Annotated in this window: 28 protein-coding genes; 19 read left to right on the forward strand and 9 right to left on the reverse strand. The window is 38.6% G+C overall.

Translation table 11 applies throughout. From position 1 onward, the window contains the following. Window positions 1-36: 36 nt before the first annotated feature. Window positions 37-2,184, reverse strand: a complete 2,148-nt coding sequence (locus tag H561_RS0104190; protein WP_027385881.1) for an endonuclease MutS2 — start codon at window positions 2,182-2,184, stop codon at window positions 37-39. Window positions 2,185-2,281: 97 nt separating this feature from the next. On the opposite strand from H561_RS0104190, the gene H561_RS0104195 reads away from it, so the two are divergent. Together H561_RS0104195 and H561_RS0104200 are read left to right on the forward strand one after the other, a co-directional pair. After that, a complete protein-coding gene (locus H561_RS0104195) occupies window positions 2,282-2,800 on the forward strand; it encodes a GNAT family N-acetyltransferase (protein WP_027385882.1) in 519 nt (172 codons plus the stop codon). A gap of 40 nt (window positions 2,801-2,840) precedes the next feature. After that, a complete protein-coding gene (locus tag H561_RS0104200) occupies window positions 2,841-3,482 on the forward strand; it encodes a uracil-DNA glycosylase (RefSeq protein ID WP_027385883.1) in 642 nt (213 codons plus the stop codon). On the opposite strand, the gene H561_RS0104205 is transcribed toward H561_RS0104200, so the two are convergent. The 3 genes from H561_RS0104205 to H561_RS0104215 form a co-directional block, all read right to left on the reverse strand. After that, on the reverse strand, window positions 3,469-3,975 hold the full coding sequence (locus H561_RS0104205) for a hypothetical protein (RefSeq protein WP_027385884.1): 507 nt from the start codon (window positions 3,973-3,975) through the stop codon (window positions 3,469-3,471). The genes H561_RS0104200 and H561_RS0104205 overlap by 14 nt on opposite strands. Before the next feature lie 12 nt (window positions 3,976-3,987). Continuing rightward, window positions 3,988-4,479, reverse strand: a complete 492-nt coding sequence (locus tag H561_RS0104210) for a DUF456 domain-containing protein (protein WP_027385885.1) — start codon at window positions 4,477-4,479, stop codon at window positions 3,988-3,990. A gap of 77 nt (window positions 4,480-4,556) precedes the next feature. Next, window positions 4,557-5,744 carry a carboxypeptidase-like regulatory domain-containing protein gene (locus H561_RS0104215; RefSeq protein ID WP_027385886.1) on the reverse strand — a complete coding sequence of 396 codons (1,188 nt, stop codon included), beginning with the start codon at window positions 5,742-5,744 and terminating at the stop codon, window positions 4,557-4,559. Between the two features lie 269 nt (window positions 5,745-6,013). On the opposite strand from H561_RS0104215, the gene H561_RS0104220 reads away from it, so the two are divergent. The 14 genes from H561_RS0104220 (at window position 6,014) to H561_RS0104285 (ending at window position 17,056) form a co-directional block, all read left to right on the forward strand. Next, window positions 6,014-7,273: a mechanosensitive ion channel family protein gene (locus H561_RS0104220; protein ID WP_027385887.1), complete on the forward strand. Its 1,260-nt coding sequence runs from the start codon at window positions 6,014-6,016 to the stop codon at window positions 7,271-7,273. Between the two features lie 118 nt (window positions 7,274-7,391). After that, window positions 7,392-7,694 carry a DUF2085 domain-containing protein gene (locus H561_RS21985; RefSeq protein ID WP_228372221.1) on the forward strand — a complete coding sequence of 101 codons (303 nt, stop codon included), beginning with the start codon at window positions 7,392-7,394 and terminating at the stop codon, window positions 7,692-7,694. A gap of 10 nt (window positions 7,695-7,704) precedes the next feature. Then, window positions 7,705-7,935, forward strand: coding sequence for a hypothetical protein (locus tag H561_RS0104230; protein ID WP_027385888.1), 231 nt, complete (start codon window positions 7,705-7,707; stop codon window positions 7,933-7,935). 52 nt (window positions 7,936-7,987) lie between these two features. Continuing rightward, the gene (locus H561_RS0104235; protein WP_027385889.1) at window positions 7,988-8,713 is read left to right on the forward strand and encodes a pyridoxine 5'-phosphate synthase; all 726 of its coding nucleotides are present in this window, start codon (window positions 7,988-7,990) and stop codon (window positions 8,711-8,713) included. 64 nt (window positions 8,714-8,777) lie between these two features. After that, window positions 8,778-9,557 (forward strand): alpha/beta fold hydrolase, encoded by a 780-nt coding sequence (locus tag H561_RS0104240; protein ID WP_027385890.1) that lies wholly within the window; start codon window positions 8,778-8,780, stop codon window positions 9,555-9,557. A gap of 114 nt (window positions 9,558-9,671) precedes the next feature. Further along, complete coding sequence (locus tag H561_RS0104245; protein ID WP_027385891.1) at window positions 9,672-9,905, forward strand: microviridin/marinostatin family tricyclic proteinase inhibitor; 234 nt, start codon at window positions 9,672-9,674, stop codon at window positions 9,903-9,905. Window positions 9,906-9,941: 36 nt separating this feature from the next. Beyond that, window positions 9,942-10,163, forward strand: coding sequence for a microviridin/marinostatin family tricyclic proteinase inhibitor (locus H561_RS0104250; protein ID WP_027385892.1), 222 nt, complete (start codon window positions 9,942-9,944; stop codon window positions 10,161-10,163). 34 nt (window positions 10,164-10,197) lie between these two features. Further along, on the forward strand, window positions 10,198-10,473 hold the full coding sequence (locus H561_RS0104255; RefSeq protein ID WP_027385893.1) for a microviridin/marinostatin family tricyclic proteinase inhibitor: 276 nt from the start codon (window positions 10,198-10,200) through the stop codon (window positions 10,471-10,473). A gap of 22 nt (window positions 10,474-10,495) precedes the next feature. Continuing rightward, complete coding sequence (locus tag H561_RS0104260) at window positions 10,496-10,714, forward strand: microviridin/marinostatin family tricyclic proteinase inhibitor (protein ID WP_027385894.1); 219 nt, start codon at window positions 10,496-10,498, stop codon at window positions 10,712-10,714. A 90-nt stretch (window positions 10,715-10,804) separates the two neighbouring features. After that, window positions 10,805-11,761 (forward strand): MvdC/MvdD family ATP grasp protein, encoded by a 957-nt coding sequence (locus tag H561_RS0104265; protein ID WP_027385895.1) that lies wholly within the window; start codon window positions 10,805-10,807, stop codon window positions 11,759-11,761. Then, window positions 11,754-12,776 carry an MvdC/MvdD family ATP grasp protein gene (locus H561_RS0104270; RefSeq protein ID WP_027385896.1) on the forward strand — a complete coding sequence of 341 codons (1,023 nt, stop codon included), beginning with the start codon at window positions 11,754-11,756 and terminating at the stop codon, window positions 12,774-12,776. The genes H561_RS0104265 and H561_RS0104270 overlap by 8 nt, the downstream gene beginning before the upstream one ends. 333 nt (window positions 12,777-13,109) lie before the next feature. Beyond that, on the forward strand, window positions 13,110-14,123 hold the full coding sequence (locus tag H561_RS0104275) for an NAD-dependent epimerase/dehydratase family protein (RefSeq protein WP_027385897.1): 1,014 nt from the start codon (window positions 13,110-13,112) through the stop codon (window positions 14,121-14,123). Continuing rightward, a complete protein-coding gene (locus H561_RS0104280; RefSeq protein ID WP_027385898.1) occupies window positions 14,120-15,889 on the forward strand; it encodes an AMP-dependent synthetase/ligase in 1,770 nt (589 codons plus the stop codon). The genes H561_RS0104275 and H561_RS0104280 overlap by 4 nt, the downstream gene beginning before the upstream one ends. Window positions 15,890-16,000: 111 nt before the next feature. Then, on the forward strand, window positions 16,001-17,056 hold the full coding sequence (locus H561_RS0104285; RefSeq protein WP_027385899.1) for a diphosphomevalonate/mevalonate 3,5-bisphosphate decarboxylase family protein: 1,056 nt from the start codon (window positions 16,001-16,003) through the stop codon (window positions 17,054-17,056). Between the two features lie 83 nt (window positions 17,057-17,139). On the opposite strand, the gene H561_RS0104290 is transcribed toward H561_RS0104285, so the two are convergent. After that, complete coding sequence (locus H561_RS0104290) at window positions 17,140-18,222, reverse strand: endonuclease/exonuclease/phosphatase family protein (RefSeq protein WP_027385900.1); 1,083 nt, start codon at window positions 18,220-18,222, stop codon at window positions 17,140-17,142. A 163-nt stretch (window positions 18,223-18,385) separates the two neighbouring features. Between H561_RS0104290 and gloA2 the strand changes: the two genes are divergently transcribed. Further along, entirely contained in the window at window positions 18,386-18,763 is a 378-nt protein-coding gene (gloA2, locus tag H561_RS0104295) for an SMU1112c/YaeR family gloxylase I-like metalloprotein (RefSeq protein WP_027385901.1), read from the forward strand. A gap of 6 nt (window positions 18,764-18,769) precedes the next feature. Here the strand turns inward: gloA2 and H561_RS0104300 are convergent, their stop codons facing one another. Together H561_RS0104300 and H561_RS0104305 are read right to left on the reverse strand one after the other, a co-directional pair. Next, on the reverse strand, window positions 18,770-19,153 hold the full coding sequence (locus tag H561_RS0104300; protein WP_027385902.1) for a DUF1634 domain-containing protein: 384 nt from the start codon (window positions 19,151-19,153) through the stop codon (window positions 18,770-18,772). Continuing rightward, on the reverse strand, window positions 19,153-19,983 hold the full coding sequence (locus H561_RS0104305; protein ID WP_027385903.1) for a sulfite exporter TauE/SafE family protein: 831 nt from the start codon (window positions 19,981-19,983) through the stop codon (window positions 19,153-19,155). The genes H561_RS0104300 and H561_RS0104305 overlap by 1 nt, the downstream gene beginning before the upstream one ends. 89 nt (window positions 19,984-20,072) lie before the next feature. Here H561_RS0104305 and H561_RS0104310 point away from each other — a divergent pair, with 89 nt between their 5' ends. After that, entirely contained in the window at window positions 20,073-20,621 is a 549-nt protein-coding gene (locus H561_RS0104310; protein ID WP_027385904.1) for a DUF1543 domain-containing protein, read from the forward strand. 66 nt (window positions 20,622-20,687) lie between these two features. Beyond that, entirely contained in the window at window positions 20,688-21,800 is a 1,113-nt protein-coding gene (locus H561_RS0104315) for a 5-(carboxyamino)imidazole ribonucleotide synthase (RefSeq protein ID WP_027385905.1), read from the forward strand. 341 nt (window positions 21,801-22,141) lie between these two features. On the opposite strand, the gene H561_RS0104320 is transcribed toward H561_RS0104315, so the two are convergent. Beyond that, window positions 22,142-23,614 carry a S41 family peptidase gene (locus H561_RS0104320; RefSeq protein WP_027385906.1) on the reverse strand — a complete coding sequence of 491 codons (1,473 nt, stop codon included), beginning with the start codon at window positions 23,612-23,614 and terminating at the stop codon, window positions 22,142-22,144. Then, window positions 23,592-23,864, reverse strand: a complete 273-nt coding sequence (locus tag H561_RS0104325; protein WP_027385907.1) for a hypothetical protein — start codon at window positions 23,862-23,864, stop codon at window positions 23,592-23,594. Before H561_RS0104325 ends, H561_RS0104320 begins: the two co-directional genes overlap by 23 nt. Window positions 23,865-24,254: the final 390 nt, after the last annotated feature.

Consider the following 24,254-nt stretch of genomic DNA (forward strand, 5'->3'; position numbering starts at 1 on the left):
TTTTTTATTTTGAATTAATCACTAAGTGAAAATTATTTAAATCCTTTCCAGTTCATCCGCATCAATAGTTGTTTTGAACATCCCGTAATTCACCACCACTTTATTTTTGGAAATCTTTTCAATCGTTCCCACACTGGTGCTTCCGGTAATGCGGACGCGTTGTCCTTCTTTCAGCCATAATGCACGGTCGGTTTTACGTTTTTCTTCCAGCTTTTCATTGGTTTCGGAAATCTTTTCGATGACATCTTCCTTTTTCAGCTGCTGCGTGATTTTTCTCTTTACCACCTGCAGCCGTTTGCTTTCATCTTTATCAGCTCCTACTTTCCTGAATTTTTCCTGTTCCAGAATCTTCACAAAATCTTTCACCACATCTTTCCTGGATTTTCCTTTGATGTAACTGTCGATAAAGCCTTCAATCTTGGTCCCAAACTGCAGTTTACGGTGCTCATCTTCATACAACTTCTGGAAATTAAACAGTTTCTGCTGAAGCTGGTCATTCAGTTTCTGTAAATTATCACGTTTGTCTTCAACCGATTCTTTCCGTTCGGCTAAATCAGATTTCAGCTTTTCCACCTCATATTTTTCCTGCTGGAGCTTGACAATGGTTTTATCTAAGTTCACAATGTCATGTTCCACTTTTTTCTTTGCGGAATGGATGATAAACCTCGGGATTTTATTTTTTTCCGCCACTTCAAAAGTAAAGGAACTTCCCGCCTGTCCGATTTCAAGTTTATAAAGAGGTTCCAGGGTTTCTTCATTAAAAAGCATCGCTGCATTCTGAGCATTGGGAAGCTCTTCAACCACGAGTTTGATATTGGTATAGTGCGTGGTAATGATGGCAAAGCTTTTCTTATCATAAAAGAACTCAAGGAAACTTTCGGCCAGGGCGCCGCCTAGTTCAGGATCGGAACCTGTCCCGAATTCGTCAATCAGCAAAAGGGTATTGGCATCTGCCTCACGGATGATGCCGCCCATTTTCTTTAACCTTGACGAATAGGTGGAAAGGTGGTTTTCAATAGACTGGTTGTCTCCGATATCCGTCATCACCTTATCAAAGAAAAACATTTCGGATTTCGGATGTGCAGGAACCAGGATCCCGCTTTGGATCATCAGCTGAAGTAGCCCGACTGTTTTCAGGGTGATGGATTTTCCTCCTGCATTCGGCCCTGAAATACAGATAATCCTGTTCTGGTCCGTTAACGTCAGGGTTTGCGGGAAAATGGTTTTATTTTCCGCTTTATTTCTTAAAAACAGCAGAGGATGAAAAGCCTCTCTCAGCCTCAGGGTTTTGTGGCGGTTGATTTTCGGTAAGATCCCGTTGACCAATTCTCCGAATTTGGCTTTCGCCCGGGTAAGGTCGAGGTCAAAAATATACATCTGGTACCTCCAGAGCTGGGGCTGGAACTCGGCTAATTCTGCCGTCAGTTTCCTCAGGACTTTATCAATTTCTTTTTTTTCTTCCTCTTCATTTTCCTTCAGCTTAAAGTAATGTTTCACCACACTGTCCGGCTGGATATACGTTATCGAACCGGTTTTTGAAAGTCCTAAAACCCGCCCAGGAACTCTTTTTTTATACGCGGATTTTACCGCTAAAACCCTGATGTCTTCAATATTACTTTCACGGATATCATCCAGGAAATCACTTTGTCCGTAATTGAACAAAACCCGGTTAAAATTTTCCTGGATTGCCTTTTTCGCCACCTGGATTTCAGCTCTTAATGTCTTTAAGATCGGCGAAGCTTCGCTTTTCACTTCACCGAAACGGTTGAAAACCTTATCTACCTTATCAATAATTTCTTTTCTGAATTCCAGAACGGATACATCATTTATTAAAGTAGGGAAGGTGTCCGGCATGGTAGGGAAAAACTTCTGCAGTTTCCCGATCTGTTCCGTGAGGGTTTTTATTTTGATGAAAGCGCTGTTTTCAAGACGGTAATTCTCAATCAGCATCAGTTTAAGTTCGTTTTCGATATCTTCATATTCATCAAACGGAATCGCATTGGAGCTTTCAAAACTCGACAGGTATTCGGACGTTTTTTTTAAAGAAATATCGGCTTCATCAATGCCCATCGGGCGAAGCTCAAGAATCTTTTCCCGCGTTTTCGGAGAATAAGCAAAAGGGGAGATCTCCGCGAGCAATTGCGGAAACTCTAATTCGTTTAAATCTTCTTTATTTATATACACAGTACAAATTTAGTGAAAATATGAATGTTAATTTGAAAATGAGATAATTTGAGAATTTGAAAATGCTGGATGATCAGGTTTTTATTACATTTGAAATATGAAACTGGAAACCCAAAGACTGCAATTAAAAGAAATCAACGAAAGCCACGTTGAAGATATTCTGAAGATCCGGAGCAATGAAATGATCAATCGATTTGTACAGAGAAACTCGCCTAAAAACAATTATGATGCGCTTCAGTTTATTTTAACCATCAAGGAAAAAACCCGGAATAATCAGACTTTTTACTGGGGAATTTCTCGAAAAGGTGAACCAAATCTTATCGGGACCATCTGCCTCTGGAATTTTTCTGAAGACCGGAAAACAGAGGAAGTCGGTTATGAACTGTTGCCGGATTATCACCGGCAGGGTATCATGTCTGAAGCATTGACTGCCGTTTTAAATTTTGGTTTTAATCATTTACATTTGCAGGAAATTCTGGCAATGACCGATCAGTTCAACGAAAGCTCGAAAGGGCTTCTCTTAAAACATCATTTCATATTGGAAGAGGACAGGAAAGATGAAGATTTTCCGGGAAATCTGGTTTTCAGCAAACATATAATGGTATCTAAATTGTAATTCTTAATTACTAAAATTAACTTATTTTTAAATTTACAGCATGACCTGGACCGAAATATTAGCCCCGATAAAAAATACGCCTTACTTTACCAGTCTTTGGGAAAAAGTAAAACAGGAATACACCACAACAAAAGTGTTCCCGCCGAAAAGCCAGATTTTCCGGGCTCTGGAATTGACGCCTTTTGATGAGGTTAAGGTAGTTATCCTTGGACAGGATCCTTATCATAATGATTATCAGGCTAACGGATTGTGCTTTTCTGTTTCTGAACAGGTAGCAGCACCGCCTTCCCTTAAAAATATTTTTATTGAATTAAAAGATGATGTCGGTGTGGTGAGAGCTTCAAAGGAACTGGATGACTGGGGAAAACAGGGTGTTTTATTATTAAATGCAACACTGACTGTCCGTGCGCATTCACCAAATTCCCATAAAGATTTAGGGTGGGAAAAATTTACCGATTTTATCATCAAAGAAATTTCAGATAAAAAAGAAAACGTAGTTTTTGTTTTGTGGGGCGCCTTTGCACAGAAAAAAGCCGAACTGATCAATCCGGCCAAACATTTTATTTTAAAGTCTGCGCATCCGTCCCCGTTTTCTGTTCACAAAGGATTTTTCGGGAGCAAACCATTTTCAAAGATTAATGAATATCTTATTTCAAAAGGGAAGAAACCTATTTCGTGGTAGAATTTTCTCCTGTTGATTTTGTAATCGTAATTCCGATCTGGTAGGTGCCTTTCAAAGCCTGTGTTCCTTCTGCTGATTTGGGATAAGGGTTTACTTCAACTAAAGAAACTGTATATCCATTGAATTCTGCGGATTTACTGTAGTTTCTTCCTGTGTTGTCTGTGGTTGCAATGCTCAGGGTCATCGGCCGCGTAGCCGTTCCCATGACTTCTACCTGTGCAACGGCAGTGCCTGCCCAGATACAGCTCACTCCTTCCGGACATCGGCTGTCTTCCGAAATACCTTTGAAGGTTACATTCATCTGATATTCCTTCAGAAATCTGTTTTCCCCTTCCTTGAAATAAATGACTTTTTCATCTTTCATAGGATTTGATTTTGCGGTTCCTGTTCCGGTTGTCGCAGTTGTTTTTTCTGCCGTTGCAGATTGGTTCTGTGCGTTACAGTTCATGAGAGATACCACTCCTAAGCTGTATATAATTATTTTATGAAACATAATTTTCTTCTTTTAAATAATGGCAAGCATATCCAGTATAACTACCAAAAACATAGCCAAACCTACCACAAGGCTGAATCCGGTTCCGTAAATAAATCCGATAAAAGCACCTTTGGTGGAATTTAATGCTTTTTTCATGTCCTTGCTGTCATGAAGAAGTTCACCAATAAATACACCGGCAAACATTCCTACTAAAAAGCCCAGGGGAATAGGCAGAAAAAGGCCGACAATGGTCCCGATAACGGAGCCGATGCTTCCCCAGCGCGTTCCTCCGTATTTCTGATTGGTTTTTGCAGGAATCACATAATTCAAAATAACCGAAAGCAATGTCAGGATTCCGAATGCCCATACATAAATCATCGGCAAATCCGCATCAGTGCCGAATTTGTAAATCAACAGGCCACAGATACTCAGTAATAAGCCTGGAAGCACAGGCAGGAACGTTCCCAACATTCCGAGAAATAAGAGGATGAGACAGAGAATATCAATTAATGCTGTATCCATTGTTTTTTATTTACATGCAAGATATAAAAAAAGGCGGCTTCATAAAAGCCGCCTTCAGGTTTAAATTAAAGTTTTCATTACAGGTTTAAGATTACATATTGCAGAATTACACCGGCATTTCCAATATTTCCTGAAGCATGATTATGGAAAGTGGTATAATAAATATAGCCGCTGTTTGAAGATCCTGAACAAGGCCCTACGGTGGCGCCTAATGCAACCAGGTAAGGAACGAGTGCCTGCGGAACTGAAAGGCTGATCTGGATGTTTCCGGGAAGAGTAATACAGACGGTTGCGAACGTTGTATTGGGCGCGTTTCCTATAGGAGTCGTTGGGAGACCTGTCGCCGTAAAGTGATTGGTTCTGATCATCAGGGCATCATTTGATGAAGTTTCTTTAACTAACACTTCCCAATACGTTGGGTCGTAATTCGTTATTTTTTGCCATGATGCTAAATCATAATCAATATTAAGGGTATTGAATCCCAAGGCTGTTGTAAGACCCGAATTGTTTACCGTAGCGCCTACCATGCCTGAGTTTCCGATGTTTTTAGAACATAATTTTGAATCGGGAACAAACCCTCCTGCCAACGAGCAGTTATTGGTATTGGTTGTTCCGCCCACTAAATAGGCAACATCCCAGTCTGAGGCATAAATACTTCCTCCATTGGCAACAAAGATGGCTAAATTGGTATCAATTACAGAGTAAAGTGTCGGATTTGAAGCGTAATTGTTTCTGGAACCGCAATTAAGAAATATAATATCATATTGCGCAACAGTTGTCAGGTTGGCAAGGTCATTATTACTGATTTCAGTAGCCGTATAGCCTAAAGTCTGGATAATGTCTTCTATTTTATCATACGTTCCTTTTACATAAGCGATTTTTGCAACCTGATTGAGCTTGGTCTGGCTGGCATCGAGGTTTAAAGTTTCCTTATCTTTTACCGTTGCGGAAATTTCTGTCCGGAAGTTGCTGCCGTTTCCGGTCTGGATATAAATGGTATGGTTTCCGGCTGGAGCGTCCAGTGCGAAATTACCTTCTGCATCCGAAGTTGTATAATAAATTTTATATTTATCATCAAAAGTGAAAACCGAAGCGCCTCCAATAGTTTTTGTTCCGTTTTGTGACATTACTTTGCCGGTAATTTTGCCGGTTTTTACAACGGTGGTATTGGTGGTTTCAGATAGTATCGGGGAATCGTCTCCTCCTGAACAGCTGGCTAAAAGGGTAAATACACACAATAAAATAAAAAAGTAGTGTTTTCTCATAATTTATTGATTTTGATTTATTTAGTTTACACCAAATTTAATAATTTTTTTGTATTAAATTAAATAGAATGCTAATTTTTTTAAATTTAATATATCAATTATCCCTTTTTGAAGTTGATTTTGTATTATTAGTGAGGTGTTGTCGGTCATTATTATTTTATTTTTATTCAGGAAGTTTTTCCGTAAAGTGTAACATCACGAACTTTGGGATGATAATTGATGCAGGAACTGTACTTAAGGACAAGCTTAAATTTCCTAAATTTGCTGTAATGAATGACCAACTAGAAGAAACAAAAGATTTTTTGCAGGAATTGAGCGATCCGCTCTACCGATACATCACCCGGATTTCTCCGACAGGTCTTGATTGGGTATTCCACATCATTGTAAAAATAATCTTATTGTGTGTTATTTTTCTAGTTATCGATTTTATTCTTAAGATTATCATCAACAGTGTATTCCGTATTTTTCATAACAAGGAAAAATATCCGGTAGTCAACTCGGTTTACGAATCGAGAGTGACCAATTCCCTGGCCCATCTTTTTGCATTATTAATCGTCGGCAGTATCCACGAATCGATATTTTCAGGAGCATTGATAAAAACAACCCAGTTTCTCATCAGGTCCGTAAATTTAGGAATGGTAATGATCTTTGCCGGGATGCTCTACCGCGGGCTGACGGCTTTCAGGAATTACTTTGTGATCAAACAGGATTTTTATAAGATCATGGCACTGAATGCAGTCTCTGAGACGATGAAGATATTAGGGATCTTTATCTTTTCCGTAGTCGGAATTTGCGTTATTTTCGGCATCAAAGGAACGACGATCGTCGGAAGCTTGGGAGCGATCACAGCAGTGCTGGTTCTGGTATTCAGGGATACTATTTTAGGATTCGTTACCGGGATTCACGTAGCCACTTCAAAAAACCTGAAAGTCGGTGACTGGGTAAGCATTCCAAAATATAATTTAGAAGGAAATATTGCTGATATCAATCTTCTGACAACAAGAATCAATAATTTTGACAAAACCTTTTCTACCATTCCTACCTATGATTTAATGACCACCGAGATTAAAAACCTTCAGGTGATCTCCGAAACCAATGCCAGAAGGATCAAAAAGTCAATTTATTTCAATATCAATTCATTTAAATTTCTTACTGATGAAGATATTGAACGCCTGAAAAATATCAATCTGATTTCAGAATATCTCAGTCAGAAATCTGTTGAACTGAGAAAAGAAAAAGAAAACATGGCGCATAAAGAGGAGATTATCAACGGAAGGCAGCTTACCAATATCGGGGTATTCAGGTATTATGCCCAAAAATACATTGAAAAAATTCCACAGCTTGATAAAGACGGGCCGCTTATTGTGCGCCAGTTAAATATTACCCCTCAGGGCCTCCCCCTGGAAATATACTCTTTTACAAACGATACCGAATGGGTCCGGTTTGAACAGATTCAGGCGGATATTTTTGACCATCTGCTGGTCGCTTCCAAAGAATTTGACCTCGAAGTAATGCAGGTGAAAGTATAACTTAGAATATGATGTTTAGATAATTTAATCTTGAAATCATCCTGATTAAATTGTCAAAAATGAATATTTTTTATATTTTAGCCGTATGACTAAGATTCAATGGGTAGATTGTCACAGAATGCCGTCCAGATCTTTCTTTTATAAAAAGAAACAGTTTCCTGTGTGCGCCAGATGCACAGGTATTTACCTTGGATATTTTCTTATGATTCCCATGCTGTGGTTTTACCAGATAGGGATGTTTTTAAGCGTTCTGCTTATCCTTCCCACGCTTATTGATGGTCTTACCCAGGCCTATCTTAACAGAGAGAGTACAAATGTTATCCGTTGCATTACGGGGTTTTTGGCCGGGATCGGCATAAGCGGATTCAGTGAACGGATAACGTATCACAGCTATAAATTTATTGAAACATTAATATCATAAAAAATAAACGATGAGCGATTTTAATCAAAATTTCAAGAATGAACCTAATCAATCAAATGAAGACCTTCACATTGGATTGAAAATTTTATCATTTTGTATTCCTTTGGCAGGAGCTATTATTTACTTCGTTAAAAAAGACAAGGAACCGGTAGCTGCAAAATCTGCCTGTAATCTGGCTCTTATCGGATTGGGGGTAAATGTTGCCCTTACCATCGTCCGACTGGTTACACAAGGAAGTTAAAAATACCGAATTAAAAAGCCCACTTTAAGTTGGGTTTTTTTATTTTTGTACTATGACAAAATTAAGCGTAAATATAAATAAAATCGCTACCCTTAGAAATGCAAGAGGAGGGGAGACCCCAAGCGTAGCGGAAGCTGCTGTTAAAATTCAGGAATTCGGAGGACAGGGGATTACCATTCATCCGAGACCCGATGAAAGGCATATTACCAGAAAAGATGTTTATGACCTGAAGCCGCTGGTTACAACGGAGTTCAATATCGAAGGAAATCCGCACAGGCCGTTCATTGACATGGTGCTGGATGTAAAACCTGAACAGGTGACTCTGGTTCCTGATGCTGACGATGCCATTACTTCAAATGCCGGCTGGGATACAAAGAAACATCTGGATTTTCTTATAGAAATCATTGCAGAATTCAAAAATGCAGGAATTCGCACTTCCATTTTCCTTGACCCGAATCCGGAATTGGTGGAATATGCTGCCAAAACGGGTGCAGACAGAATAGAATTGTATACTGAAGCGTATGCGAAAAATTATGGCTCAAATAAAGAAGCAGCGATAAAACCTTATTATGAAACAGCATTACGGGCTGCTGATTTTGGATTGGGAATAAATGCCGGGCACGATTTAAGCTTAGAAAACTTAAAATATTTCGCAGACCATATTCCCAACCTGCTTGAAGTTTCCATCGGGCATGCTTTGATTTCCGAAGCATTGTATATGGGATTGGAAAATACGGTTCAGTCCTATTTGAAGAGACTGGTAAAATGGAATAACTAGAAATTAGTATTATAGTACATTTTACTAATATTTAGTTTCTAACTTCTAACATCTTATAAAAATTATGGAAATTTTAAATTCGAAAATATTTGGCGAAAACTTTTCGTCGACCCCGCTGCTGGTATTCCATGGCTTGTTCGGAATGCTGGATAACTGGGGAAGCTTCGGGAAAGATCTCGGAGAATTTTTACCGGTTCATCTGATTGACCTCAGAAATCACGGAAGAAGTTTTCATTCTGAAAATATGTCCCACGATGACCTTGCTGATGATATTCTTCATTATATGGATCACTTTGGGATTGAAAAAGCTCATATTTTAGGGCATTCGTTAGGCGGAAAGGCCGTAATGCAGTTTGCGATAAAATATCCGGAGAAAATGGAAAAGTTGATTGTTGTGGATATTTCCCCGAAAGCATATCCTCCGCACCATCAGGGGATTATCAAGGCACTGGAAACGGTGGATTTCAATACAGCACATTCCAGACATGAGGTGGAAGCGGTTCTCAGTCAGTATATCCCTGAAAAATCCACCATTCAGTTTTTAGCAAAAAACCTCTATTGGGATGAGGATAAACACCTCAAATGGAGATTTAATCTTAAGACTTTGTCGGAAAAATATAATGATTTTGTTTCAAATGCCATTAGATTTGGAGTTTTTAATGGGGAGACCTTGTTTATTGCCGGGGATAGGTCAAATTACATTCTTCCGCAGGATCAGTTTGCAATCAAGCAGCAGTTTCCGAAAGCGGAGTTTGAAACAATAAAAAATGCAGGGCACTGGGTGCAGGCGGAGAATCCTGTTGATTTTGCTAACGTTGTCAAGGAATTTTTGAACATTAATTAAGATTATGGTATTATTTGTTCGGATTTGTTAAAGTTTTCTTAAAATCGATTTTATTCTTCATGGTGTGATTTTTTTTTGATACTTTAGAGTTCTCTAAATCATAATATTAGAAATATGGAAAACAGAAAATCAAAAAAACCGTTCTTTGCTTCGTTTCTTGAAAAGCAGATTGAAGATCCTGAGAAAATTAAAGGAGGTGCTGTTACCTCAGCGTTAGTTGACAATGTAACTTCAGTAAATAAAGATAATGTTACTTCGTCACTTTTGGACCATGTTACAAAGCCGGGAGGTGATAATGTGACCATGAAATATCCGTCAGACGGAGATGAAGACGGAAACGCAGTGTAGAAAAAATAACTACCTTATAACTTCAATTATACTACTATGAAAAATAAAGATTCAAAAAAGAAACCGTTTTTTGCTTCATTTCTGGAAAAACAGATTCAGGATCCTGAAAAGATAAAAGGAGGTTCCGGAGACATTACCACAGGAGTATTGAAAGACAGTGTGACATCTGCGCTTGTGGATAATATAACTAAGCCCGGACAGGATGTAGTATCGATGAAGTATCCTTCAGACAGTGACGAAGACGGGGATCCCGTATAAAAACTAATATTCTATAACTCAAATTACAAATACTATGAAAAACAAAAATTCAAAAAAAGAGCCATTTTTCGCAGCATTTTTAGAAAAACAGCTTCAGGATCCTGAAAAAATTCAAGGGGGCGGTGTTTCTACTTCTCTTAAAGATGTTGTGACATCGCCGCTTGGGGATACACTCACCCTAAAAACTCTGGACAATGGAACAACTCCTGCTGCAGATACTCCGGTGACGCTGAAATATCCATCAGACAGTGATGAAGGAGGATTCGATCCCGGATTTCCTCCAGGACTGGATCCTGAAATCCATCCTTAATTACAAACTAAATTTTATACTTATGAAAAGCAAAGATTCAAAAAAGAAGCCATTTTTCGCATCATTTTTAGAAAAACAAATCCAGGATCCTGAAAAAGTAAAAGGAGGTACGGAAGTTACTCTTTCAACACAGGATAATATCACAAAGCCACTTTATGATACTGTAACAAAACCAACATTGGATATGATGCAGACCATGAAGTATCCTTCTGATGGTGATGATGATGCTCCTGTAGTATAAGCATGAATTGTTACAAATAGAATTTTAACAAAATCATATAAAGGAAACTTACACTCTAAGTTTCCTTTTTTAATAAAACAAAAACGGCAAATGATTCTTTGTATCACGCATTCCGGAGATTTTTACAACATCGATATCTTTTTTTACTATTTAGAAACGAAAAAAATTCCATATTTCAGGTTAAACTCTGATCGCTTGAATCATCTTCAGAAAATCATGATGAGTGAGGATTCTTTTGAATTAACGGATGAATTCGGAAATACAGTCACTTCAAAAGAAATACAGGCAGTCTGGCACAGGAAAGCTTGGGGCATCACCGTTCCGGAAGAATTGGATCAAAGTTATCGATCTGTTTTTCTTAAAGAATATATGAGTCTCAGATACAATCTCTTTACCATTTTAGAAAATGTACCGTGGATTAATCCTTTCGAAAACGAAAATAAAATCGACGGAAATAAGATGTTTCAGCTGAAAGTTGCCCAAAATAATAATTTAATTATTCCTAAAACTATTTTTTCCAATGATCCGGAGAGAATTAAAGCATTTTTTCAGGAAAACTGTAATGGGAAAATGGTGGCAAAGCTGCACGGCGTTATTTCAAAATCGATGAACGGAGAAAACTTTCTGTCCACCAATATCATTAATGAAGATTCTTTGGAAGATATTTCTGATATTGCGTACTGTCCGATGATTTTCCAGCCTTATATCGAGAAGGAATATGAATTGAGAATCGTCTATCTGGATGGTGAATTTTTTACCGGAAAAATCAATAACAGTGAAAATGTAGACTGGCGGGCTGCGCAGGGAAATTATTTCTGGTCAGCCTATGACCTGCCTGAAAACATAAAACACAATCTTACCTCGATGATGAAAGAAATGGGACTTTATATCGGAGCCATTGATATGATTAAAGGAAAAGATGGGAACTATTATTTCCTGGAAGTGAATCCGCAGGGAGAATGGGGAATGCTTCAGAAAGAATTAAATTTCCCAATTGCAGAAAGAATTGCCGATAACCTTATGAAAAGAATAAAAACCAATGAATAAAATTTTAATAATTACCCATACAGCAGATAATTTTTCAATTGATAAAGTAACGGAATATATCGACAAAAACGGCTGTGAAGTTATCCGCTTCAATGTAGACGAGTATCCGCTTAAAAATAAATTATCGACCACTTTTCAGGATGGAAAATGGACTACAACACTTGAAACTCCTGAAAAAAAAAATTCTCTTGAGGATATTTCGACGGTTTGGTACCGAAGAGCGTACAATATCGGCCATGGAATAAAAGAAGAGCTGGATGCCAAATTTTACGGGGCTGCGATGGGGGAAATCCGCAATACGCTTTTTGGGTTTTTAGAATCAATAGATGCTTATTCTCTGGGAAAACCAAGCGTTTACAGGAGACTGGACAGCAAGGAAGAGCAGCTGAAGATTGCAGATAAAATCGGATTTAAAATTCCGGCAACCTGTGTAACCAATAATCCTGAAGAGGCAAAAAGGTTTATTGTAAAACACCGGGATGTGGTCGCCAAAATGCAGACCGGCTTCGCCATTTATGAAGACGGGGTGGAAAATGTGGTGTTCACCAATGTGGTGAATGAAGACAAGCTGGAAGAGCTGGATACGCTTTTATACTGCCCGATGCAATTCCAGAAAAAAATCGAAAAGAAAAAAGAACTCCGTATTACAGTAGTAGGACGTGATGTTTACGCTTTTGAAATCGATTCCCAACAGTCCGAAGCCGCAAAAACTGACTGGCGGAAAGACGGCATTAACCTTATTGATAAATGGATCCCTACAGAACTTCCGCAGGATATCGAATTCATGATATTGGAACTTCTGGATGTCTACCATGTAGATTACGGAGCCATTGATATGATTGTGTCTCCGGAAGATGAATATTATTTTATCGAGATCAATGCAGCAGGAGAGTTTTTCTGGCTTGATAATCTTACGGAAGAAAACCGGATCTCAAAAAGTATTGCAGATCTTTTATGCGATAAAGCTCCCAGAAGAGACAACAGGGTTTTGGTAGAACAACCAATCGAAAAGTAATAAAATAAATATTTAAATTATCAGGAACGGGCTTCAGCCCGTTCTTTTTTTGAAAGTAAATCAAATTGTAAATAAATGATAGGCATAATTAGAGTTGATGAATTGTAAAAATAATCTGGAATAAATCAGGTTCGCGGTCTGAGAAATAGGCGCCGGTAGGATCTGGTATATATTCGCAGTAAATGTATCGTGTTTTTCTTGCAAATCAGATTTGGTCTAGGGTAAATTTATTATGATTTCTCATCAATTAAAAATTGAAATCTCCTTTAAAAATCGCAAATTTGCATGACGTAGGATATCAATGTAATTTAGTCAACTTATTAAAAATAACTGATGGTTTTTGTAACGGGAGCTACCGGAATTTTGGGCAGGGTCATTGTTTTGGAACTTTTGAAAAAAGGGAAAAAAGTACGCGCATCCAAAAGGCCGTCGAGCAATTTAAACGAAGTAAAATATTCCTTTGCATTTTATACGGAAAATTCGGAAGATTTTTTTAATAAAATTGAATGGATGGATGTTGATTTTGATAATATTCAGTCGCTCCAGGAAGCTGTACAAGGAATTGATGAGGTATACCACTGCGCAGCAAAAGTAGGCTTTCATCCTAAAGATGATAAGGAGATCTACCGGATGAATGTAAAAGGCACTGAAAACCTTTTATATGCCTGTGACAGGTCATCCGTGAAAAAATTTCTTTACGTAAGTTCTATTGCCGTACTGGATCTTGCCAATGAAAACGGTGAGCTGGATGAAACTTCTGATTTTAATCCTAAAGAAGAGCACTCTGCCTATGCCATTTCCAAACATCTTGCTGAAATGGAAGTCTGGAGGGCTTCTGCAGAAGGTTTAAATACAGTAATTGTCAATCCCGGAATGATTGTCGGAAGCGGAAATTGGGGAAACAGCAGCGGGGATATATTTCCTACTTTTGAAAAGAACAGCTTTACTTTTTCCGGTGGTACAAGCTATGCCGATGTAAGGGACGTTGCCGCAATTTCTATAGAATTGATGGAAAAAAATATATTTGGAGAACGTTTTGTTATTGTCTCCGAAAGTAAAAAATACGCCGAAATAGGAAAACAGATCAGAAAATCACTGGGCCTGCGGGATGCAAAAATCCTTTCCAAGTCCAAGCTTAACCTCGGGATTGTGGCCAATATGCTTTTCGGATGGCTGATTCCGGCATTGAGAATGGCAACAAAGGCAAATGTTGAAGCGGTTTCCGCAATGAACAGTATCTCCAACCGGAAAATCAGAGATAGGTTACAATACCAGTTTATTTCGCTGGAGGAAACGGTGGATTTCCATCTTAGAAATTATATGAACGATAAAAAGTTGAAAAAATGAATCTTGCAGAGGCAATTATTCAAAAAAATATAGAAAAGCATGCAGTAAAATCTGCTATTGGCTTTAAAAAGAAAGAGGCGGGATGGAAAGAACTGAGCTGGCAGAAATTCAGTGAAATTATCTTTAAAACGGCCAATGCCCTGAAAAATGCAGGGATCCGCGAGAATGATAAGGTAGCCATCTATGCTGATAATTCTTCTGAGTGGATAATTTTTGACCTGGCAGCTATGGCGGTCGGAGCAGTGACGGTGCCCGTTTATTCCACCAATAATGCGGAGCAGACGGAATATATTATCAGTGATTCGGGAGCTAGGATTATACTCGCCGGAGACCAGGCCCAGTATGATGCCTGCCTGGAAATTCTAAAAGTCGGAAAAACGGGCCTTGAAACCATTATCATCTCTAAAAAAGCAGTCTGGATCAAGAAAGAATTCAGCAGTTTTTACCTGGAGGATTTTATTGCCAAATCCCCTCCGGAAATGGAGTTTTGTAAAAAAGAAACTGATGATGTCGCCACTTTGATCTACACTTCAGGAACAACGGGAACGCCAAAAGGTGTGATGCTGACACACGGAAATTTTATTAATGCCTTTGATGCCCACTTCGAGTTTTTTAAATTTAAAAATTTTGAAGAAGAGCTTTCGCTGGCGTTCTTACCTTTAAGCCATGTTTTCGAACGAAGCTGGAGCCTGTTGTGCCTGTATGGCGGAGCAAGGGTGTATTTTTTAGAAGACCCGAAAAACATAGCCAAAGCACTGGAGGAAGTAAAGCCGACGATGATGTGTGCCGTTCCGAGATTCTTTCAGAAAATTTATGCCGGCGTATTGGAAAAAGCAGAAGAAGGCTCATCTTTAAAGAAAAAAATCTTCAACTGGGCACTGGAAACAGGATGGCAGACTGCCGAACTGAGAAGAAATGAAGAGCCTGTTCCTTTAGGATTAAAGATAAAAGAATCTGTTGCAGATGCACTGGTTTTTAGCAAGATAAAAGAAAGGATCGGAGGAAGGCTGTGGTTCCTGCCATGCGGCGGGGCATCATTGTCTCCGGAAGTTACCCGGTTCTTTGAATCTGTGGGGATCCATGTAACGGTAGGATACGGTCTGACGGAAACTACGGCAACCCTGACTCTTTTTCCTTTAACCCGTTTCGAGCACGGAACCAGCGGAAAGCCGCTTCCCGGAGTAGACATCCGAATTGGTGAAGGGGATGAAGTCCAGGTAAAGGGAAAAGGAATTATGAAAGGGTATTATAATAAACCTGAAGATACACTGAAGGTTTTCACGGCAGACGGCTGGTTTAAGACCGGTGATGCAGGTCATGTCGATGATCAGGGAAACCTTACCATAACAGACCGGCTGAAAGACCTGATGAAAACATCAAACGGCAAGTATATTGCTCCGCAACAGATTGAAAACCTGCTTACCAATAACAGTTTTATACAGCAGATTGTTCTGATTGCAGAAGGCAGGCAGTTCGTATCAGCATTGATTGTTCCGAATTTTGAATTTTTACATAATTTCGTTAAGGAAAATAATATTCAGTTTACCGATTGGAAAGAAATTGTTAAAAATGAAAAAGTAAATGATTTTTATAAAGAAAAAATTAAAGAGCTTCAGAGCCATTTGTCAGATTTTGAAAAGGTGAAGAAATTTACTCTGATGCCTTCAGAATTTGACATCAGCAGCGGGGAAATTACACCGACATTGAAGGTTAAGCGAAATGTAGTCCTCAAGAAATACTCGGACGTTATTGAAGAAATGTATTAAAATATTAACGATAAAATTTAGAATATAAACATTCAGATCTTTGTTTTTAGGCTGGCTTAAAGCTTTGATTTTTGCGGTTGATTCATAAAGTTTATCATTTTAAACCAAGCTATGACAATACAGGAATTTTTAGGAAAAAAAGAAAACACAATATTTGATCAAACGGTTTCGGAAAGTTGCCCGTCCAATATTGCTTTAATTAAATACTGGGGGAAATACGATAACCAGATTCCTGCGAATCCAAGCATCAGCTATACTTTAAGCCATTGTAAAACCAATACCACAATGGAATTTTTTGCTGATGAACCTTTTTCCGTACAGACTTTTCTGTCAGGAAGTGAAGAAGTGAAATTCGCTGAAAAGATTGAAAAATATTTCAGGAATATTGACCAGTACCTTCCTTGGATTTTGCAGGGCAGACACATCATCAGAACGGAAAATACATTTCCCCACAGTTCAGGAATTGCAAGTTCGGCTTCCGGCTTCGGGGCCATCGCCAAATGCCTGATGAAACTGGATGAATATTTTTCAGGACAAACAACTGAAGAAGAATCATTGAGAAAAGCCTCGTTTTTGGCAAGACTGGGCAGCGGAAGTGCCTGCAGGAGCTTATACAGCGGATTGGTCGTTTGGGGTGAATCCCAGATCAAAGGAAGTTCTGACTTCTTTGCCGTGCCATACCCTAACGATGAAATTCATGAGGTTTTCAAAAATTTCAATGACTGGGTTTTACTGATCCATGAAGGCCAGAAATCGGTTTCTTCAACTGTAGGACACGGACTGATGAATACCAATCCTTATGCGGAAAGAAGATTTCAGGAAGCCCGGGAAAATTTTGGTCCGATGAAAGAAATCTTGGCCAATGGCGATATGGCAAGTTTTATCAAGCTGGTGGAGCATGAAGCCTTAACACTTCATGCCATGATGATGATGAGCGATCCTGCTTTTATTTTAATGCAGACGGGAACCCTGGAAGTTATTAATAAGATCTGGAAATTCAGAAAAGAGACAGGATTACCTTTATTCTTCACGCTGGATGCCGGCGCAAACGTTCACCTTTTGTTTCCAAATGACGGTTCGGAAGAGCAGGTTAAAGTCTTTATTGAATCGGAATTATTGCAGCATACCCAGAACCATGGCGTGGTAAAGGATGTGATGACTTTTTAAACATTTGAAATAAACAGAAACGCGGACAAAGTCCGCGTTTCTGTTTATTATCTCTATAATCAATCAATCAACTGTAGGATTTATCATCCTTCCGTTACCACCTGATCACGTTCACCGTCTTCTTTTTTCCCCTCCTGAATCATCTCTTCCGCTTCTGCTTTTTCTTCATGGGTCGCTGTGTCGATCCGTTTTTCCTGTTCGGGATTATGGTGGTCAATATAAAACTCGCAATATACGGGAAGATGGTCGGAACCGAAATTTTCAAGGGTTTTCAGGTCTTCAATAAAAATATTTTCACTGTGGAACATCAGGTCAATGGGAAACCTTAGAAACCAGTATCTGGCGTGGAATGTTGAAACAAAAGACCGTCCGATTCTCGGGTCTATCAGATGGCTTGTTTTTCTGAAGAGGATTGATGATTTAGACCATGCCACATTGTTAAAGTCTCCCACGACAATAACAGGATCATCAATTTTTGTTACCCGTTTGGCAGCACTTAAAAGATCACCATCCCTTTCTTTAGAGGTTTCCTCTTCTGTCGGGCTTGGCGGAGGCGGGTGGACCCCGAAAAACACAAACTTAAAACCGTCCTCAGTTTCCATATGGGCTTCAATCGAAGGAATGTCATCCGCAACGAAATAGTGCGTCTGCGCCTCTTCAATTTTGATTTTGGAATAAAAATGCATCCCGTAGGTATTCTCCAACGTTACTTTATGCTGATAGATATATTCTTTTTCCAAAGGTTGCAGGGCCTTTTCCCAATACTTATTGCTTTCCATGGTCAGGAAGAAATCCGGCTTATGTTCTTTGATCAATTCTATAAACCTTTCATATTCCTTATTGAACTGGTATACATTGGCAGAAATAAATTTCAGTCTTTGGGAAGACTGCCGGCGCCAAAAATGTTTTTTTATAGGATAAACTGGGGTATACTTAATAAGCGTAATGCTGTGATATACGAACATAAGCAGCAGAAACCCCTGATAATACCAGAAGCCTGCCGGATAATCCGCAGTAAAACCCAGTACGAAAGTCAGAAGAATAAAAAAGGTAATCTGTATCTTACCAAACTCAGGCGTACGGAATATCCAGTGAGAATTTTGAATTTTTGGAAGTATGGTTAAAATCAGCAACAATACAGTCAGAATCAGGTAAGCTGTCCACATATTTATAAATAATTTTATAAATTTAAATCATTTTTTATTACTGCTAAAATGAAATTTTATAATGTTGATGATTTGTATAAAATAGTCAGGTTAAAATCCTTATTTTTAGTTATTCGAGCAATCGGAAAAAAGGGAACTGTAAAAATTAGAAATAAATATCCACATGAAAATTCATCATATTGCTATTATCTGTTCAGATTACGAAGTGTCCAAAACGTTTTATACGGAAGTTTTAGGATTACAGATTATCCGGGAAGTATACCGTGAAGAAAGGCAGTCTTATAAACTGGATCTTGCCATCGGGGATCATTATGTCATTGAATTGTTTTCATTTCCCAACCCATCGGAGAGACCTTCACGTCCAGAAGCCTGCGGTTTGAGACATCTGGCTTTTTCAGTTGAAAGTGTTCATGAAAAACGCCAGGAATTGATGCTTAAAGGCTTATTTTGTGAAGAGGTAAGGATAGATGAATTCACGGGAAAAGCGTTTTTCTTTACCCAGGATCCGGATCAGCTGCCGCTGGAATTTTATGAAATGTAAAAAGAATTAATGGGCGTAACCCGTAAAGAAACTGACTGCCATAATAGCCAGCACGATTGAAGAAATAACTACATAAACATAATCTTTTTCTTTTAAATACCCGATTAAGGCGAAAATAATTCTGACCAGGGGCGTGAAAATAAGCAGTAAAATCCCCATCTGGATAATTGCCATTCCTTCTCCTTTGCAAAGCGAGTTCCAGAATTGGCTCCACACCTTCTCAGAGGAGGTCCCCATATTCAGGCTGTTGTAGGCTTTAGGCATTTTAAAGCCTTCTGTAAAAAGTTTGATAAAACCCACCAGTGAGGTAATAACAGAAAGAATAACGCCCAGTCGCAATAAATTTCCTACCGAACGGTTCAGATCTACATCTGTGAAATTCTTCTTCATTATCTGAAACTTTTATTGATTCCGTTGTACATCATATATACCGACAGAATGGTGATCACAATGGCAAAAAATACCTTTAATTTTTTAGTTTTGGAAACCATCAGTGTTTTTGACCCGATGAAGCTTCCCACTACAACACCGATTAGAACCGGTGCTACAATCACAGGAATGATTTCCCCTCTCTGAAAATAGATCAGCGCACTGGCCACTGCCGTTACCCCGATCATAAAGTTGCTGGTTGTTGTCGAAACCTTAAAAGGCAGTTTCATCATATTATCCATAGCCAAAACCTTCAGGGCACCTGAACCGATTCCCAAAAGACCGGACATCGCACCGGCAAACATCATCATAAAAAATCCCGGAACGGTATTTCTGGCAGAATAGCCCTTCATGATCCCTTTATCAGGAAACGTCCCGAACAGTTTTAATTTTTCCTCCAGGCTTCCTTTTATTACAGGTTCCTGATGATCAGGTTTCCCTTTTAAATTTAAAATAACGGTCAGAAGAAGAATGCTTGCAAAAATAATCCCGATGGTATTCGGATTAAGCATCCCCGAAACCAGTGCCCCGGCGATAGCTCCGGCTGTGGTAGCAATCTCCAGAAACATCCCGATCCTCATATTGGTAAAGCCTTCTTTTACGAAAGCAACCGCTGCACCGGAAGAAGTCCCGATCACGGAAATAAGAGAAGCGCCGATGGCATAATGCATTGGAACGCCAAAACCCAGCGTTAATAAAGGGATGATGATAACCCCGCCTCCTAAACCGGTCAGTGAACCCAAAAGTCCTGCCGAAATTGCTCCAAGGAAGAGAATAATGATTTCTGACATGCTACAAATATAAAACTATTGTAACAGTCTGCCAAACGTTTAAAAAAGATAAATTTGACGTATTTTTGCATAAACGGAACTTAATTAATATGAAACTATTTTATGTCATCCTGGGAGCTACACCGCCGGGAAGAAATATTGAGCAGCACGATGTATTTTTCGGAATTGCGGAAAGCCTGAAAGATCTTGTTGAGGAGATGAAGGACTTCTGGAAAGAAGCAAAGGGGAAAATCCATATCGACTGTTATCAGGAGGTAAAATTTGTGGACGGGTATGAAGTGAAAATTGTTGAGAAAGGGGAGCCGACCTCCGAAGAGCAGCTGTATTTCATTAATCTCGGAGGATATAAGCGAGGGTTTTTTGAAGAATTTCATGAACAGCATCTCGCGGTGGGAAATTCTATGGCAGATGCCGTAAAAAAGGCAAAAAGCACGGAATTTTATAAAACCATGGGATTCAAAGGGGCAACCAGCCATATTGATGAAAAACTGGGGGTTGATATTGACGATATCTTTCCGGTAAAAGAAATTCTGCCGGTAACAATAAAGCAGAAGTATTCCATTTCACTGGTAAAATCGGATGCTGAGCATCAGGAAAATTTTGTCAGCCTGGGGTATCTTAAGATTGATAAAGTTTAGTAAATCCTTAATACATGTTACATTAAAAATTAATTTCAGATTTAATATAATATAAAATAAAAGAAAATGAAAATAGGAATTTTAGGAGGAGGCCAGCTGGGAAGGATGCTGATTCAGGAAGCATTGAAATACGATGACGAATTTTATACCCTGGACCCCGCTCCTGATGCACCCTGCCATACCATTTCTTACTTTACGCAAGGCAGTTTCAACGATTATGAAACGGTTTTAAATTTCGGTAAAGATAAAGATGTGGTGACTATTGAGATCGAACATGTGAATGCAGAGGCTTTGGCCGAACTCGAAAATCAAGGCATAAAAGTGGTTCCGAATTCTAAAATTATCAAAACCATTCAGCAGAAAATTCTACAGAAAGCGTTTTATAAAGCGCATGATATTCCAAGCCCGGAATTCGAAGTAATGGACGGAAGTTCCGACGAAATCAAAATGCCGCTGCCTTTCGTGCAGAAAATGAATACAGGCGGATACGATGGAAAAGGCGTTCAGGTGATCCGCACTGCTGAAGATATGAAAAATCTCTGGCTTGAAGATTCAGTTATTGAAAAGCTGGTGGATATCGAAAAAGAACTTTCCGTGATCGTTGCCAGAAATGAAAATGGTGAAACGAAAACTTTTCCTGTTACGGAAATGGTGGCAGACCCGAAATTAAATTTGCTGGATTTTAATATATGCCCGGTTTTCCTGAGCGAAGAAATTGAAGAACAGATTAATTCAATCACAGAAAAATTCCTCAATGCGGTGAATTCTCCAGGGCTGTTTGCGATTGAATTATTCTTGGACAAAGAAGGAAAAATCTGGGTCAATGAAACTGCACCTAGACTGCACAATTCCGGTCACCAAAGTCAGGAAGGAAATGCCAATTCACAGTTTGAGCAGATGTACAGGGTGGTCAAAAATTTACCTCTGGCAGATACGGATGCGATTATTTACAGCGGAATGCTGAACCTGGTAGGTGCAGAAGGGTATTCCGGAAAAGTAATCTATGAAGGGATGGAAGATATTTTAAAATTACCGGAAACGTATATTCATCTTTACGGAAAAAAGGAAACCAAACCAGGAAGGAAAATGGGGCATATCAATGTGCTGGCAGATTCTAAGGAAGAGCTCATGGAAAAGCTGATAATGGTGAAAGGGATGGTGAAGGTGATTGCCGAATAACCTAAATATTATATTATTGGAAAGACTGCTTGAGGGCAGTCTTTTCTGTTTCTTAGTTACATTTATATTCTGCAAACCGGGGATAGCCATTTTCATTATATTCATAGCCACTTATTCACTTATTTCACTGGTTTCATACGGAGTGGGCGGAGTGGTTGGTGAACTGGTACTGTAAATAGATTATTAAATCCGGAAGATATAATAGCTGCCGGATTTGATTTTAAAACAATGTCTTTAGTTACGTAAGAAACTGTTCGGGGAAGCCAAAATAATTTTTTAAAATCAATATTTTCGACAAACAGTTTTTTTATATCGAATTTCTTTTATCATATTTTTGAGCTTTATTTCTTCTGATCGATCACTTTAAAAGCTTCCAGAAGAAGAAGATTTTCTTTATTCCTGATACTCTCAAGAGTAGGGCGTACCATAATATCAGGTTTAATACCGATTCGTTGCGTTTCTCCGCCGTCCGGATAATAAATTCCCAATCCTGAAAAAATAATTTCGTTTCCATCAGTCAGTTTAATGAAAGTTTTATTCCCGTTGGCACCTGCGGTCTGGCTTCCGATAAAGATGACACCCGGGACTTTCTTAAAAATCATTGCCCATAATTCTGATGCACTCTGTGTGTGTTCATTGATCAGAACCACCACCTGTCCTTTGTAAGAATTGGGATTACTCTTACCGGCAAATTTATAAGCTTTGTCAATAATATTGTCTACAAAGCAGAACTTACCAGGCTGATTGAAATCAGCGTGCGTCATAATTCCGAAATGCTCCGGTTTACTCAACAGATAGTCAAAAATCTTTATTAATGAACCGTCATTGTTATAACCGCGAAGATCGAATACCAATCCTTTTGTATTTTTATAGGTTTCCATCAGCGCAGGAATCTCCGATGCCCTTAATGAAGAAAATTCAAAGTACACTTTATCATCAACCTGAAAACTCGGATTGAGGCGGCTCTCTTTTTCATTATACGTTAAATAGGTATACGTTTTTCCATTGTAAACCAGATGATAACTGGGAAGCCCGTCTCTGTCCCACTCATTGTTAAAGATGCGCTCTTTCCTTTCGACGGTCGTTTTAAAGACCTTTCCGTTCTTTTTTATGCCTTCCAATAGCATAGTCGGCTCATCGCTGCTGAAAAGATAGCTGTATGCTTCACGCAGTTTAACCGATTCATTGGAATAAGCAAAATACCCGGACTTGTCATCTATACTTTTGAGAATGCTCTTGCCGTTAATTTTGGTAATAAGATCTCCGACTTCAAGATCGGCTTTTTTCATTTTAGCTTCATCTTTAATCCCGGTAATCACAACTTGACCATCTACGATCTGAAAAATAAAGGGTGATGACAGTTTACCTACTACATTATACTGTAATGTCTTTTCTATCCCGACATGTGTATCCTGCAGTTCGGCAACAAGCCTCATTATTGCAGACTGGTAATCGTGTTCATTTTTGATGCTTTTGAATATCGGGATGTATTTTTTTAAAACATCATCCCACTGATGGTCCAGAAGATATTTATACGGGTAAAAATACTCAATAGCATTCCAGATCCTGAAAAGCTCCAGCATTTTAATTTCCACTGAAAATTTGTCGTACACTTTTTCATTGCTGCTGCTGAAACGAATGCTGTTTTCAACCGGATTGGAATAAAATGAGCCGACATTTTTCGGTTGAGCGGTTATATTTAACAAATATGTTTTGCTCTCAGGACTTATCTTCCGTAGCTTTTTGATCCACGAAGTATCAAAATTGCGAAGGGTAATGCTGTCACATTCATTATCTTTTTTTTTCAATTTCATCAAATTTACTTTGATCTGCCGTAATCAGCCATTGATTCATCATTTCGTCTGCATCGGACTTTGCTTTATCTTTCAGCGACTGCAGCAAAACAGCATCCCAATCAAGTTTCCCTTGGGATACAGCAGGATGATAATATTTCGTCAGGCCCCAGACTTTCCCCAGTTCATATAAATCGCGGTCAGAAAATCTGCTGAGTTGCGCTGAAAGGGTTGATGCCAAAAAGATTGAAAAAAAGACAATGTATTTCATGCTATATTTTATATTTAAGGTACAAATCTAAAATAATTCAAGATATAATTTAAAACCTGAATGATTAAGTTTATTTATTTACGAATTGCAGTAATCATTATTTTTAAGAAAGCTTATATTATAAAACGGTTTTCAAGTATGATCGGAAATGAAGAAAAACCGGAATATAGAAAAACTGCCGAAGTTATATTTAAAAATAAATAAAACTTGATTGATCTGGGATACAGAAGGAAGATCTGCAACATCATTAAGAGGCGGTGATTAGAAAATGATATTCCGATATAAGCGACTAATCCACGCAATATTATTGGAACACTAAATTAGATAGTCAGTGGCTTTTATAAGTTAATAACTTTTTTCATAATTTAATGAGAAAAATGTATTGAAATT

The sequence above is a fragment of the Chryseobacterium gregarium DSM 19109 genome (assembly GCF_000430845.1).
Lineage (GTDB): Bacteria > Bacteroidota > Bacteroidia > Flavobacteriales > Weeksellaceae > Chryseobacterium > Chryseobacterium gregarium.